Below are 13,615 nucleotides of genomic sequence, written 5' to 3' on the forward strand. Positions count from 1 at the left end.
ACTCTCCGCGTCGGGTCGGGAACAGGACGGCGGACGTAGTACCGACTTCCCAGCCACCCGTTCCATGAGGTAGTACCGTGGACATTACTGGAGAAGACATGTCCACCACCATCACCATCACAATGCAGGAGCGAAGGTTCTTCGAGCGCATCTACCAGGTCGTCGAGCAGGTGCCTCGGGGCAAGGTGACGACCTACGGCGATGTAGCGCTCATCGTCGGAGGGGACTGCGATGCGCGCATCGTGGGGCTCGCGATGGGCGACCTGGGGCCGCGCGCCGCCAAGGTGCCCTGGCAGCGCGTCATCAACCGCTCGGGAGGCATCAGCACCCAGGGGTACAACCAGCGGGAGCTGCTGGTGGCCGAGGGGGTCGAGTTCGACGAGAAGGGGAAGGTGCTCCTGGAGCGCTTCCGCTGGGGCGGGCCCGACAAGGAGTGGGCGGTGAAGCACGGCTTCACCCCGCTGCCGGCGCGCGCCCCGAGCAAGGAAGAAGAGGACAAGTCCCAGTTGCGCCTGTTCTGAGGCCTCCAGGGGCGTCATATACTCGCGCCCTCATGGAAGGCCGCCTGGTCCTCAAGAATTGTTCCATCTTCCGCGCGGACGGCCGGGGGCGCTCCGGGATGGCCATCGTCATCGAGGATGGTCTCATCCGCCGGGTCGCTCCCGACGCCGAGGTGCCCGTGCTCCCCGGGGACTGGGAAGTCTCCTGCCGCGGACGGCTGGTGCTTCCCGGTCTCGTGGACTGCCATTCCCACCTGGTGGGCGATCTGCTCTCACCGGCCTCGGGAGAGGTCCTCCTGCACCCGCCCCAGGCGCGGATGGAATACGAGCGGCGCCTGGCCGCGCGCCTCACCGCCGGGGACGTGGAGGTGCTCTCCCTGTACGCCATGGCCCGGGCCCTGCACTCGGGCGTCACCCTGGCGGTGGAGCACCTGTCCTGTCCGGGAGACGTGGCCGGCGGGCTCGAGGCCCAGGCGCGCGCGGCGGAGCGGCTCGGCCTGCGGCTGGTGTCGAGCCACGCCACCCACAGCCTCGACGGTGCCCCCCATGCCGACGCCCAGGCCGAGGCCAATGCCGACTTCGTTCGCCGCCGGGGCGCCCATCCGCTGGTGCGCGGCGCGCTCGGCTTCCACGCCTCGTGGACGAGCGGGGACTCGCTGCTGCGCAGGCTCGGCGTGCTGCGCGAGGTCTCCGGCGCGCCCGTCGTCTTCCACCTCTCCGAGGGCGACCATGACCTCGCCACCACCTGGGAGCACCACGGCCAGCGGGTGGTGCACCGGCTGGAGTCCTTCGGGCTGCTCGGGCCGCTCTCGGTGGCCGCGTACGCGCGCTCGGTGGACGACGCCGAGTCCATCCGCCTGGCCCAGTCCGGCACGTGCGTGGCGCTCGGCCCCGGGGCGGCGCTCCTCGTCGAGCCCAGTGGCCGGGCGTTGGAGACGCTGCTCGGGCGCCAGAACCTGATGGGGCTGGGCAGTGGTGGGCATGGCAACCTCTGGGACGCGCTGGCCGCCGCGCTCGTGACGGCGGTGGGGGCGGCGCGGGGCTCGCGGCTGGTGGACCCGGACGGCGTGCTGGTGCAGCTCTTCGCGGACGGCCCGGCGGAGGTGTGCTCGCGTCTCTTCGGCGTGCCCTCCGGCGCGGTGGAGGAGGGGCGGCTGGCGGACCTGGTGGTGTTCGACTGCGTGCCGTCCATAGAGTCGGACAGCGGGCAGGCCCCGCATCTGCTGGGGCAGATCGGACGTTCCCGGGTGGCGTGGAACATCGTCCACGGGCGCGTCACCGTGCGCGAGGGGCAGTTGCTGGGCGTGGACGAGGTGGAGCTGGCGCAAGAGGCCGCCCGCGTCCTCTCCGACGTGCGGGCGCGTGCCCGAGCCTGGGAGGCCGAGACACCCGGGGGCCCGGTGAGCGGAGGATGAGCCCGCGCACCGCCTCTCTCGCGGACGTGCTCCGCGAGGCCCGGGAGCGGCGCGCGCCGCTGCGAGAGGACCCGCGCACCACCGCCTTCCGGCTCATCAACGGCGCGCCAGATGGCGTTCCGGACGTGACGGTGGACGTCTTCGAGCACGTGCACGTGGTGAGTCTCTACCGGGACTTCATGCCAGCCGAGGAGGTGGCGCTGCTGGATGCGGTGGAAGCGGCCTGGGCGCCGCGCAGCGTGTACCTCAAGCGCAGGCCCCGGGAGGCACGCCACCTGGCCAACGTGGCGAAGGAGCAGCTCGCCCCCGAGGTGGCCGCGCGCGGCGAGTCGGTGGAGTCGCTGGTGGCGCTGGAGAACGGGCTGCGCTTCCTCATCCGTCCCGGGCAGGGACTCTCGGTGGGCCTCTACCTGGACATGCGCGACACGCGGGTGTGGTTGGCCGGGGAGGTGCGAGGCCTCACGGTGCTCAACCTCTTCTCCTATACGTGCGGCTTTGGCGTGGCGGCCACCGCGGGCGGGGCGAAGCGCGTCCTCAACATCGACGCCAGCCGCCGCGTGCTGGACTGGGGTGAGGAGAACGCGCGCCTCAACGGACAGCCGGTGGACCGGTATGACTACGTGGCGGGGGACGTCTTCGACTGGCTCGGGCGCCTGACGCGCAAGGGGGAGACGTTCGACGTGGTGGTGGCGGATCCGCCCTCGTTCGCCACCACGCGCACCAGCCGCTTCTCCGCCGCGCGGGACTACGCCAACCTGGCCGAGGCCTCCGCCCGCCTGGTGGCTCCCGGGGGCCGGCTGGTGGCGTGTTGCAACCTCGCCACCCTGGAGTCCCGCCGCTTCGACGCCATGGTGACGGAAGGCGTGTCCCGGGCCGGCCGCAAGGGCAGGGGGGTGCACCAGCTGGGTCCCTCGCCGGTGGACTTCCCCGCCTCCCCCGAGCACCCGGCCGCCTTGAAGGTGCGGGTGCTCGAGCTCTCCTGAGCTCGCGGCGGCTCGTCCCTGGCACCCGGGTGGGCGTCAGGCGGGTGTGGCGAGCGAGCCGGGCGCGGAGGGCCTCCGGGTGGCCTCGCGCAGGATGGCGGTGACGTCGAGGATCAGCGCGATCCGTCCGTTGCCCAGGATGCTCGCCCCGGAGATGCAGGGGAGGTCCTTGAACATCGACCCCAGGGGCTTGATGACCGTCTGGCCTTCCCCGAGGAGCGTGTCCACGACCAGCCCGACCTTGCCCTGCGGGTGCTGGACGATGACCATGCTCTCCCGGGGAGGCGCCTCCGCCTCGTCATGCGAGAAGAGGTGACGCAGCCTGAGGAAGGGGAGCGGCTCTCCCCGAAGGTTCAGCACGCCCGCGCGCTCTCCGGTCCGTCCCCGTGCGTTCGCGGGCAGCTCGATGCACTCCTGGACGGCGTCGAGCGGGATGACGTACGTGTCCGGGCCGACGCCCACCATGAACCCGTCGATGATGGCGAACGTGAGCGGGAGCCGGAGGGTGATCGTCACCCCGTGTCCCTCCCGGCTCTGGACGGAGACCTTGCCCCGCAGGGCTTCCACGTTGCGGCGCACCACGTCCATTCCCACGCCCCGGCCGGACATGGGGGTGATCTCCCGCGCGGTGGAGAAGCCCGGCGCGAAGATGAGCGAGAAGAGCTCCTCCTCCGGCAGGTTCTCGGGCTCCCGGGCGAGGCCGAGGGCCTGGGCCCGCTCGATGATCCGCGCCTTGTCGAGGCCCGCTCCGTCGTCGATGACCTCGATGAGGATGCCGCCGGAGTCGTGGGAGGCACGGAGCGTGATGCGTGCGGTGGCGGGCTTGCCCCGCGTCCGCCGCACGGCCGGGGTCTCGATGCCATGGTCGATGGCGTTGCGCAGCATGTGCAGCAGCGGATCGCGCACGTTGTCGACCACCGCGGTGTCCATCTCCACGTCCTCGCCCTCGAAGACGAGCTCGACCTGCTTGTCCCGAGCCTCGGCCAGGTCTCGCACGGTGCGCACGTACTGGCGGAACGTGGGGCCGAGCGGCACCATCCGCACCTTCATCACCAGTTCCTGAAGCTCGCGCAGCAGGCGTTCGCCCGCGCGGGTCGCCTCCCGCAGCTCCTCCCGCGAGTGTCCCCCCTCGACCAGCGCCGCCACCCCCTCCTGGGCGATGGAGAGCTCTCCGAGGAGATCCAGCATCCGATCGAGCTTGTTGATGCCCACCCGGAGGCTCCGGGCCCGCTCCTCCTCGGCGAGGAGCTTGCGTCCGGAGGGCTCGGGCGGAGGGCTCGCGGAGGAGGCCGTCTTCACGTCGACGGCCGGCGCTCCGTCCGCCGACGCATCTCGAGCCCATCCGGCCATGACCCCCATCAGTCCGCGGTGATGGGGGGTCAGCACCACCTGCTTGCCAGGGATCTGTCGGCGGAGCTCCCGCATCGCATCCACGGCCGAGAGCAGGAGGGAGACGACCTCGTGTGACGCGGCGAGCGCCCCGGTGCGCAGGCGCTCGAGCAGATCCTCGACCCCGTGCGCGAACTCGGCGAAGGCGGGGAGCTCCACACACGTGGCGTTGCCCTTGAGGGTATGGGCCGCGCGGAAGATGGTCTGCAGCCGCTCGGGCTGCTCCGGCTCCTGCTCCAGGCCGATGAGCTGCTCCTCCATGAGGGAGAGAAGCTCATCGCACTCGAGGAGGAAGGCATTCAGGAGCGCGTCGTGATCGAATTCCATCGGGAGGGCTCTCAGTCGGGCCGGGTCATGGCGAGGACCATGCCGGCTTGCCGCTCCAGCAGCGCGAAGAGCTCCCGGTCCTCGGGTTTGAGCGCGGGCTTCTGCGGCAGCATTCCGAAGATGGCGATGACCCCCCAGACGTGGCCGCCGAAGCAGCGCAGCGGGATGCAGGCGGTCAGCCCCGGCTCGAGCCCGGTGACCGTGGGACATGCGCCATCGCTCGCGATGAATGTCTTTCCGGTGAGTGCCGTGTGCCCGATGACACCGGAGCCCAGGGGGATGGACTGGAAGCCCGCCGGGTCGATCCCCATCGAGTGCACCAGGCTCAGCGCCGAGCGTTTCGCGTCGAGCTCGAAGATTCCCAGCTCCTCCGAGCCGACGATGTTGTTGATGATCTCGCGGAGGATGTCGAGCAGCTCCCGCCGGTTGGCCGTCTCGTGCAGCCGGTGGCTGGTCACGCAGAGGTTCACCAGGAGGGACGTCTGCTCCTCGAGGCACCTCAGCTCCTGGCGCAGGGTGGCTACCTGGTGTCGCAGGGCCTCGTTCTCCGCCCGCAGCTTGGATCGGTCCGAGGTCATGAAGAGTGCATCCGTCAATGTCTACTCGCCCAGGTGGTTGCGCAGCCTGGCCATCAGCTCGCTCTTGTCGAAGGGTTTGGTGATGTAGTCGGTGCAGCCGCTCTCGTAGCCCGTCCGCACGTTGTGGGGCTCTCCACGGGTGGTGACCATGATGATGGGGGTGGACTTCATCTCCGGGTTCTCGCGGATCCGCTTGCAGGCCTGGAACCCATCCATCCGGGGCATGATCACATCCATGAAGATGAGATCCGGTCGTTCGCGCAGCGCCAGGTCCACCGCCTCCGCGCCATCCCGGGCGATCAGCAGATCGTAGCTGCCGCCACTCAGCATCATCCGATGCATGAGCAGGACGGTGTTCGAGTCATCCACCAGGAGGATCTTCTTTCGTGTCATCGTCACGGTTCTCCTGACCGCGCTGAAAGGTTTCAAACCGGCTTGCGTGCGGTGGGGTCCACACCGCACAGCTCACGCAACTGGGCCAGGCCCCTGGGGCTCATGCCGAGGAAATGCACGCCCATGCCCGTCGGGTAGGAAGCGGTCTTCCGGGGAGCGTAGGCGTTGGACCACGCCACGACCCCCGAGCCGAGCAGCTCCATGCGCAAGGTCGTCAGGTGGATCTTCAGCTCCACCGCGGCCCCCGGTCGCGCCGGCACGAGCGTGCGCAGGAAGATGCCCCCCGGGCTGAGGTCATAGGAGAAACAGGAGCTCCAGCTGCCGAAGATGTTGCCCGCCTCGCGGTATTCGACCGGACAGAAGAAGGGCACCCGCGCCTCGGGCTGGAGGGCATCGATGGCCCTGGAGAACCAGGCATTGGCCTTCTGGATGATCTGCTCCGGGAGGACCCGGGCCATGTCGAAACCGGCGATCAACGTCCCGCCCGTATGGGTGGCGAGGTGTCCGGGCCCCTCGGTGCAGATGAGGAACCAGCGCGACCCCGGGGGAAGCCCCGCTGGTTGGCGCAACTGGAGCGCGTGGGCGAGCTCCTCGCGGGAGTCGGTGCAGAGGATGTGCAGATCCACGCCGGACTCCTCGCGCGCCGCGCGCTCGTCCTCGAGCGACTCGTAGCGTACGTGGTAGCCACTCTGTTCGAGCAGCTCGCCGGTCCGCTGGGCGAAGGTCCCCCTTCCATGAACGAGGGAGACGGTCTTCGCCCCCCAGCGTGCGAGGGGATGGGCGCTGGGGGGCCTGGGGGAGGAGGCGGCTTCCAGACGCAGCTGGAGCTGGCGGGTCTGCAGTGGCTTGAACAGGCAGTCCTCGCCTCCCACCCGGCTGAGGCTCTCGATGAACTCGGTGGGAGTATCGAGACCGGCCAGGATGATCAGGGGCGCTCCCGTCAGACGACGCAGCTCCTCGACTCGCGCGAGCAGCTGCTCATCGCCCGGCATGATGGAGGCGCAGTCCAGGACGATGAGGTGCGGACGTACCCGCTTCGCCTCCTCCAAGGCCGTCGCCAGGTCGCCCACCGCGAAACACTCGCGGCCCGCGGCCTGGATCGCCTGGAGGGTCAGCATCCGGAATGGGCTCTCGCCCTCGACGAGGAGCACCCCCCCACTGCTGCTCATCACTCGGTTCCGACCCTGCCCATCCCCAGCGAGATCGCAGGAGCTTCAAATAATGTCAAACAGGTGAGGGCTCCGTCTGGAGCAGGGGCCCGCCAGAAGGGACCTACCTCGACCCGACAGGCGGGCTCCTCGCGGACGATGTCGGGCGGAGTAGGCCATGAAGGACCGGGGGCGCGAACTCTCTTGGCCGCCCGGGCCTTGGGGGAGTTATCGTCGCCCCTCCGATGTCCGCAGCCTCTCGCTCGCCCGTCACGTTCGGCCAGTACACGCTCATCGACCGCCTCGCCGTGGGGGGGATGGCGGAGGTGTTCCTCGCCCACCACTCGGGGCCGGACGGCTTCGACAAGCCCGTCGTCATCAAGCGGATCCGCCCGCACCTGTCCGGGCAGTCGGCCTTCGTGCGCATGTTCCTCAACGAGGCCCGGCTGGCCGCCCAGCTCAACCACCCCAACATCGTGCAGATCCACGACCTGGGGAAGGTGGGTGACAGCTACTACATCGGCATGGAGTACCTCTTCGGCCGGGACATGAGGCGGGTCGTCCCCAAGGCCGAGTCCCTGGGGATTCCCTTCCCCATGGTGTACGCGCTGAAGATCGCCTCCTCCGTGTGCGAGGGCCTCTACTACGCGCACCAGAAGGTGGACCTGTACGGCGCCCCGCTGAACATCGTCCACCGGGACGTGACGCCGGAGAACATCTTCGTGTGTTTCGACGGCTCGGTGAAGGTGCTGGACTTCGGCATCGCCAAGGCGGCCAACCGGGTGGAGCAGACGCGCGCGGGCGAGCTGCGGGGCAAGCTCAGCTACCTCAGCCCCGAGCAGTGTCTGGGCAAGCCCCTGGACCACCGCAGCGACATCTTCTCCCTGGGTGCCGTCCTCTACGAGTGGCTCACCGGCTTCAAGCTCTTCACCGGCGAGTCCGACGTGGCCGTCATGCGCAGCATCGTCGATGGCAAGGTGTACGCGCCCTCGTACTTCCGCGCGGACATCCCCGAGCCCGTGGAGGCCATCCTCATGAAGGCGCTGGAGCGCGACCGCGACAAGCGCTACCCCACCGCCTGGCACTTCCAGCAGGACCTGGACCGCTTCCTCAACACCTACGAGTTCACTCCCACCCACCTCCACCTCTCCAACTTCCTCAAGCAGCTCTTCCTCGACGAGCTGGAGGAGGAGCAGCGGCGCCTGCGCCCCGGGGCCGTGCCCGCCGTGCCCGCCGCGCCCACCACGGAGCCGGAGATGGAGGAGGCCCCCTCCGAGCGCATCCTCCAGGTGTCCCTCACCGCCTCGCAGCTGGAGGCCCTGGAGGCGCTCGCCCGCAAGCACAACGTCCCCGTGAGTCGCATGGTGGGCGACATCCTCGCGAGCTGGCTCAAGTACCGCTGACATGCCCCGGCTCAAGCTGACGCTCGAATACGACGGCACCCGGTACGTGGGGTGGCAGGTGCAGCCCAACGGGGTCTCCATCCAGGCCCGGCTTTTGGGGGCGCTGGAGCAGCTGCTCGGTGAGCGGGTGGCCGTGGAGGCGGCGGGACGCACGGACGCGGGCGTGCATGCCACCGGGCAGGTGGTGTGCTTCGACACGGAGCGCACCCTGCCGCTCAAGGCGTACTGGAAGGGGCTCAACGGCTTCCTCCCGGAGGACATCGCCGTCGTCCGCGCCGAGGAGGTGCCCGCGGATTTCGACCCGCGCCGCTGGTCCCACGGCAAGCGCTACCGCTACCGGGTGAGCAACAGGCCCACGCGCTCGCCCCTGCGCCGCTTCACCCACTGGGAGGTCTTCTCCCCCCTGGCGGTCGAGGCCATGCAACGCGCCGCCACGCACCTGGTGGGCCGGCACGACTTCTCCGCCTTCCGGGCCTCGGACTGCCAGGCCGCCCACGCCATGCGCGAGGTGCGCCGGGTGGACGTCCAGGGCACCTCCGGCGACGAGCTCTCCTTCACCATCGAGGGCACCGCCTTCCTCAAGCACATGGTGCGCAACCTCGTGGGCACCCTGGTGGAGGTGGGCAAGGGGCGCCGCCCCGAGGCCTGGGTGGCCGAGGTGCTCGCCGCGAGGGAGCGCAAGCGCGCCGGCCCCACCGCGCCGGCCCATGGGCTCGTCATGGAGGAGGTCTTCTATGGAGAAGGCCCGCCTCCTCGCACCCCGGGCGGCACGGCGGACGGGGATGACGAGGAGTGAGGACTCCCCGTGCGTCTCCGGCCCGCGCTTGCGCTAGGCTGTGGCTCCCGTGAGCACACCGAAGAAGGCCGTCCTCGAACCGCTGCGCGTCCGCCTCCGCCGTCTCCAGTTCACCGTGGGGCTGGGCTTCCTCGCGTTGATGCTCGGCTCCATGCTGAGCGCGGCCCTCACCCTGCGGCTCATGGACCGGGTCCAGGCGCTGCCCTTCGACTTCCTCCGGTACGCCATCGCCCTGCCGTTGGAGAACCTGTGGGTGCTCGCCGTACTGCCCCTGCTCTGCTACGGCTCGGCCCGCATCATCGAGCTGCGCCCGTGGCCCACCGCGCTCGGGGCCGCGTTCACCGGCCAGTGCTTCATCCTCGCGCTCGACTACGTGCGTGATGGCGTGGACGGGTGGTTGGAGCGTGGCTGGCTGCTCACGTTGCTCGAGTGGGCCGTGTTCGCTGGAGGCGCGGTGCTCAGCGGCCAGGCCGTCATCCGGGGCCGGGCCCAGGCGAGCGCGCAGGTGGCACAGGCCCAGCAGCAGGCCTCCGCGAAGACGGACGAGTACGCCGAGTTCCTCCGGGAGGCCGAGCGCGCGGGTGAGAAGATCGCCCAGCGCGAGGCCGCGAAGGTCGAGGGGCAGGCGCCCGCGCCGGAGTCCCCGGAGGTCAAGCCCGAGGACGAGTCCAAGAAGCCCGCGGCCTGAAGCTCAGCCGTGCACCACGCGCTTGACGCCCCGGCGCAGCAGCAGGTCGGGCAGCGTGAAGCGGTGGTCTCCCTGGAGCACCAGCCGCTCGCCCTCCACCGAGCCACGACAGGCGAGGCCCCGCTGTAGGGCTTGCAGCCACGCCTCCAGCTCGGCCCCGGGCAGGCCCAGCCCCTCCACCACCGTCACCTCCTTGTCGCCGCGGCCGGCCTCGAGCCGCACCACCGCGCGCTCGGGACCCTGGGGCGGAGGCTCCTCGGGGAAGTCCTCCCGCCGCACCTGGGGCTTCGTGGAGGGCAGGGTGTCGCGCAGGCCCTCGAGCCGGGCGAACGGGTTGTTGAAGCCCTTGTCCTTCTGCTTCGTCATGGCTCGCGCCTCCTCTCAGGGAACCCGGCGCCCGACGAGGCGCGTGAGGATGTCCTGGAACTCGTCGGGACCGATGTCGAGGCGCTCGACGACGTACCCGTAGAGCATGGCCGTCGGCACGTTGCGGCCCCCCCGCTCGCCCTGGAGCTGGTGCAGCGTGTGGAGGATGACGCGCTCCACGCGTGTGAGGCCGTCTCGCACATCGGGGATTCGGTCGCGTGGATCGATGGGCACTCTCGGTTCCTCGTGGCCCGGAAGCCTACGCCACCCCGGCGCGGTCGCGGCACTCGTCTCGCGGGGGCCGGGGCTGGCCCGTCTTCCCTTTTTTCCGGGTAGCCAATCCATGGTGCATCGCGCCAGAATGGTGGGTGCACAGGGGAAAAGTGAATGGCGGAAAGCCCGATCGACAGCATCTGCCCCGAGGAGAACTTCGTGCGGGACGCCGCCTCGGGGCGGTTCCCGGAGGCGGAGGTCGCGCGGCTCATCGACCATGCGGAGCGGTGTCCCGCATGCAACCCGTTGCTGGTGCGCAGTGGCATCTCGAGCACCTCCTCCTCCGAGGAGGTCCCCACCAACGTGGTGCCAGCACCGGCGCCGCTGCCCGAGAACCCTCCCCGCAAGGAGCTCCCGCGCGGCGCGCTGGTGGGCCGCTACATGGTGCTGGAGAAGCTGGGGTCCGGCGGCATGGGCGTGGTGTACGCCGCGTATGACCCCGAGCTGGACCGCAAGCTCGCCCTCAAGCTGCTCCACGTGGAGTCCGACCAGGTGGAGAAGAGCGGTGGACAGGCCCGGCTGCTGCGCGAGGCGCAGGCCCTGGCGCGCCTGGCCCATCCCCACGTCATCTCCATCTACGACGTGGGGACGTGGGAGGAGCGCGTCTTCATCGCGATGGAGCTGGTGGAGGGGCCCTCGCTGCGCGACTGGCTCAAGCAGGGGCTACGTCCCTGGCGCGAGGTGGTGGAGGTCTTCGTCTCGGCGGGACAGGGGCTCGCGGCGGCGCACGCGGCGGGCCTGGTGCACCGCGACTTCAAGCCGGACAACGTGCTGCTGGGCAAGGACGGGCGGGTGAGGGTGCTGGACTTCGGCCTGGCCCGCCAGGCGTCGGCCACCGAGGAGCCCCTTCCTCCGCAGAGCGAGGCGTCCTGGCCCGAGCGGGGCAGCTCTCCGCTGGACACGCCCCTGACCCGGGTGGGACTCGTCATTGGCACGCCGGCCTACATGGCGCCGGAGTTGTACAGCGGAGGCGTCCTCGACACGCGGGCGGACCAGTTCAGCTACTGCGTGGCCCTCTACGAGGCACTCTATGGAGAGCGGCCCTTTGGCCGTACCCCGGGCCCGCCCTCCACCTGGCGCACCCCGGAGCCGCCCCGGGACGGACGGGTGCCCGCCAGCGTGCGGCGCATCGTGCTGCGCGGGCTCGATCAGGATCCCTCCCAGCGCTTCCCCTCCATGACGGCGCTGCTCGAGGCGCTCGGCCACACCCTGCCGATGCGCCAGCGGTACTGGCTGGTGACCGCCGCCAGCCTCCTGCTGCTCTCCCTGGCCGTGGGGTTGCCCCTCCAGATGAGGTCCTCTGCCGAGCCTCCCTGCCGGGGGGCCGTCCGCCGCATGGAGGGGCTGTGGGACGGTCCCCGCCAGGCGGCGCTCGCCCAGGTCTTCCACGCCACCGGCAAGCCCAACGCGGACGAGTCCTGGGCGCGCACGGCGCGCGTGCTGGACACCTACGCCCAGGGCTGGGTGTCCATGCACACCGAGGCCTGTGAGGCCACCCGGGTCCGCGGCGAGCAGTCCGACGAGGTGCTCTCGCTGCGCATGGCCTGTCTGGAGCGGCGGCGGCAGTCGCTCCAGGCCCTCGTCGACGTCTACGCCCACGCCGAGCCGGCGCTGGTGGATCAGGCGGCCAGGGCGGCCCACTCGCTGCCTCCCCTGGACGGGTGCGCCAACGTGGAGGCGCTGCGGGCCCCCGTCCGCCCACCGGAGGATCCGGCCACCCTGGAGAAGGTGGAGGGGCTGCGGTTGCGCTTCGCCCAGGCCCGGGCCCTCTTCGACAGCGGCCAGTTCAAGCCCGCCCTGGAGCGCATCCGGACCCTCGCCCAGGAGACGGAGGCCCTGCACTACCGTCCGCTGGAGGCGGAGGTGCTCGAGCTGCGCGGCGCCCTGGAGGAGAAGGCCGGGGACTTCGCCGCGTCCGAGGCTTCGCTCCGGCAGGCGGTGTTGGCCGCGGAGGCGGGGGGGCACGACGAGGTCATCGCCTCGGCCGCCGCGCGCCTGGTGCGCTCGGGGATGCTCCAGGCCCGGTTCGAGTCCGGCCACGAGTGGGCCGAGCATGCCCGCGCGGTGCTGGAGCGGATGGGAGGGGATGACCGCATCGAGGCCTTCGTCCTCAACGCGCTGGGGGCCATCTACCTGCGCCAGGACAGGATGGACGAGTCGCTGGAGCACTTCCGCCGGGTGGTGGCCCTGCGCCAGAAGGTGTATCCGCCCGAGCACCCGGAGGTGGCGGCGGCCTACAACAACCTGGGGGCGGCGCTCACCAAGATGGGCCGATTCGAGGAGGCGCGCCAGCAGCTGGCCCAGGCGCAGGCCATCTACGAGAAGGCCCTGGGCCCCACGCATCCGGAGACGGGCAACGCGCTGCACAACCTGGGGCGCATGTCGCAGAACCTCGGGGATGACGCGGCGGCCCTGCGTTACTTCCAAGGCGCCCTGGCGGCGCGCGAGGCGGGGCTGGGCCGGGAGCATCCGGAGGTGGGCGCGACGTTGGGCTCCATGGGCGTCAGCTACTGCTACCTGCGCCAGTACGCGGAGTGCCTCGAGGTCGCCGAGCGGAGTCTGGCCATCCGGACGAAGGCCTTCGGCTCCATGCACACGGAGCTGCCGACCAGTCTGATGAAGGCGGGAGATGCCCTGGAGGGGCTGGGCAGGAAGGCCGAGGCGCTGGAGCGCTACCAGCATGCGCTGCGGGTGGCGGAGGGGATCAAGGCGCCCTCTCCCCCCGATGTCGTCACCGCGTCGGTCAAGCTGGCCGAGGCCCTGCGGGCGCGGGGCAAGAGCGCCGAGGCGTTGCCCCTCCTGCAGCGAGCCCTCGCCCTGGCGGACAAGGAGCTGGGCCGGGACTCCTCTGACAGTGCTTTCGCGCTGGCGGCCCTGGCGGACTGGTACCTGGCGGGCGGACAGCACCGGCAGGCGCTGGAGCACTACCAGCGGGCCCTGGCCATCGAGGAGAAGACGAACCCGCCGAAGCACCCGGATCTGTTCGGACCGCTGGCGGGTATCGGGAGGAGCCAGATGGCGCTCGGGGCGCCGGCCCAGGCGGTGGCTCCGCTGGAGCGGGCGCTGGAACTGGTGGACTCTCCGCGCATCGGGCCGGAGGAGGCGGCGGAGCTGCGCTTCCTGCTGGCCCGGGCCCTCTGGGACTCCGGAGGTGGGCAGGAGCGCGCGCGGGAGCTGGCCTCACGGGCGCGCGAGGTGCTCCAACAGGCCCACCAGGAGCCGGAGGCCGCTCGGGTGGCCGCCTGGCTGGAGGCTCACGGCGGCCGTTAGGTTGGCTGGACCATGACCGGGGGGTGGGATTGACAGCCCATCCGCTAAAACGGATATTGCGTTCGTCCGCTACGGCGGACATGGTT

The 13,615-nt window shown here is 70.7% G+C and carries 13 protein-coding genes; 7 read left to right on the forward strand and 6 right to left on the reverse strand.

Annotated features, from left to right (window positions below; genetic code table 11):
* The first annotated feature begins 98 nt into the window (after positions 1-98).
* Genes JRI60_RS17255 through JRI60_RS17265 form a run of 3 tightly spaced genes read left to right on the forward strand, consistent with a single transcriptional unit; the run spans position 99 to position 2,898 of the window.
* Complete coding sequence (locus JRI60_RS17255) at positions 99-521, forward strand: MGMT family protein (protein ID WP_204226957.1); 423 nt, start codon at positions 99-101, stop codon at positions 519-521.
* Positions 522-553: 32 nt separating this feature from the next.
* Positions 554-1,915: an amidohydrolase family protein gene (locus tag JRI60_RS17260; RefSeq protein ID WP_204226958.1), complete on the forward strand. Its 1,362-nt coding sequence runs from the start codon at positions 554-556 to the stop codon at positions 1,913-1,915.
* Positions 1,912-2,898 carry a class I SAM-dependent rRNA methyltransferase gene (locus JRI60_RS17265; protein ID WP_204226959.1) on the forward strand — a complete coding sequence of 329 codons (987 nt, stop codon included), beginning with the start codon at positions 1,912-1,914 and terminating at the stop codon, positions 2,896-2,898. Before JRI60_RS17260 ends, JRI60_RS17265 begins: the two co-directional genes overlap by 4 nt.
* A 36-nt stretch (positions 2,899-2,934) precedes the next feature.
* Here JRI60_RS17265 and JRI60_RS17270 read toward each other — a convergent pair whose 3' ends face one another.
* From JRI60_RS17270 to JRI60_RS17285, 4 genes are read right to left on the reverse strand one after another with little or no spacing between them, the layout of a single operon-like run.
* Complete coding sequence (locus JRI60_RS17270; protein WP_204226960.1) at positions 2,935-4,614, reverse strand: chemotaxis protein CheA; 1,680 nt, start codon at positions 4,612-4,614, stop codon at positions 2,935-2,937.
* 11 nt (positions 4,615-4,625) lie between these two features.
* The gene (locus tag JRI60_RS17275; protein WP_204226961.1) at positions 4,626-5,192 is read right to left on the reverse strand and encodes a GAF domain-containing protein; all 567 of its coding nucleotides are present in this window, start codon (positions 5,190-5,192) and stop codon (positions 4,626-4,628) included.
* A 21-nt stretch (positions 5,193-5,213) separates the two neighbouring features.
* Complete coding sequence (locus JRI60_RS17280; protein WP_204226962.1) at positions 5,214-5,585, reverse strand: response regulator; 372 nt, start codon at positions 5,583-5,585, stop codon at positions 5,214-5,216.
* Positions 5,586-5,617: 32 nt separating this feature from the next.
* On the reverse strand, positions 5,618-6,754 hold the full coding sequence (locus tag JRI60_RS17285; RefSeq protein ID WP_204226963.1) for a response regulator: 1,137 nt from the start codon (positions 6,752-6,754) through the stop codon (positions 5,618-5,620).
* A gap of 224 nt (positions 6,755-6,978) precedes the next feature.
* Between JRI60_RS17285 and JRI60_RS17290 the strand changes: the two genes are divergently transcribed.
* Genes JRI60_RS17290 through JRI60_RS17300 form a run of 3 tightly spaced genes read left to right on the forward strand, consistent with a single transcriptional unit; the run spans position 6,979 to position 9,620 of the window.
* Positions 6,979-8,136: a serine/threonine protein kinase gene (locus JRI60_RS17290; RefSeq protein ID WP_204226964.1), complete on the forward strand. Its 1,158-nt coding sequence runs from the start codon at positions 6,979-6,981 to the stop codon at positions 8,134-8,136.
* Between the two features lies 1 nt (position 8,137).
* Complete coding sequence (gene truA, locus JRI60_RS17295) at positions 8,138-8,932, forward strand: tRNA pseudouridine(38-40) synthase TruA (protein ID WP_204226965.1); 795 nt, start codon at positions 8,138-8,140, stop codon at positions 8,930-8,932.
* Positions 8,933-8,981: 49 nt separating this feature from the next.
* A complete protein-coding gene (locus JRI60_RS17300) occupies positions 8,982-9,620 on the forward strand; it encodes a hypothetical protein (RefSeq protein ID WP_204226966.1) in 639 nt (212 codons plus the stop codon).
* Between the two features lie 3 nt (positions 9,621-9,623).
* Here the strand turns inward: JRI60_RS17300 and JRI60_RS17305 are convergent, their stop codons facing one another.
* Positions 9,624-9,986: a translation initiation factor gene (locus JRI60_RS17305; RefSeq protein ID WP_204226967.1), complete on the reverse strand. Its 363-nt coding sequence runs from the start codon at positions 9,984-9,986 to the stop codon at positions 9,624-9,626.
* Positions 9,987-10,001: 15 nt separating this feature from the next.
* Positions 10,002-10,220, reverse strand: coding sequence for a hypothetical protein (locus JRI60_RS17310; RefSeq protein ID WP_239470572.1), 219 nt, complete (start codon positions 10,218-10,220; stop codon positions 10,002-10,004).
* Positions 10,221-10,373: 153 nt separating this feature from the next.
* Here JRI60_RS17310 and JRI60_RS17315 point away from each other — a divergent pair, with 153 nt between their 5' ends.
* On the forward strand, positions 10,374-13,529 hold the full coding sequence (locus JRI60_RS17315; RefSeq protein ID WP_204226968.1) for a serine/threonine-protein kinase: 3,156 nt from the start codon (positions 10,374-10,376) through the stop codon (positions 13,527-13,529).
* The last annotated feature ends 86 nt before the right edge of the window (positions 13,530-13,615 follow it).

The organism is Archangium violaceum (assembly GCF_016887565.1).
GTDB lineage: Bacteria > Myxococcota > Myxococcia > Myxococcales > Myxococcaceae > Archangium > Archangium violaceum_B.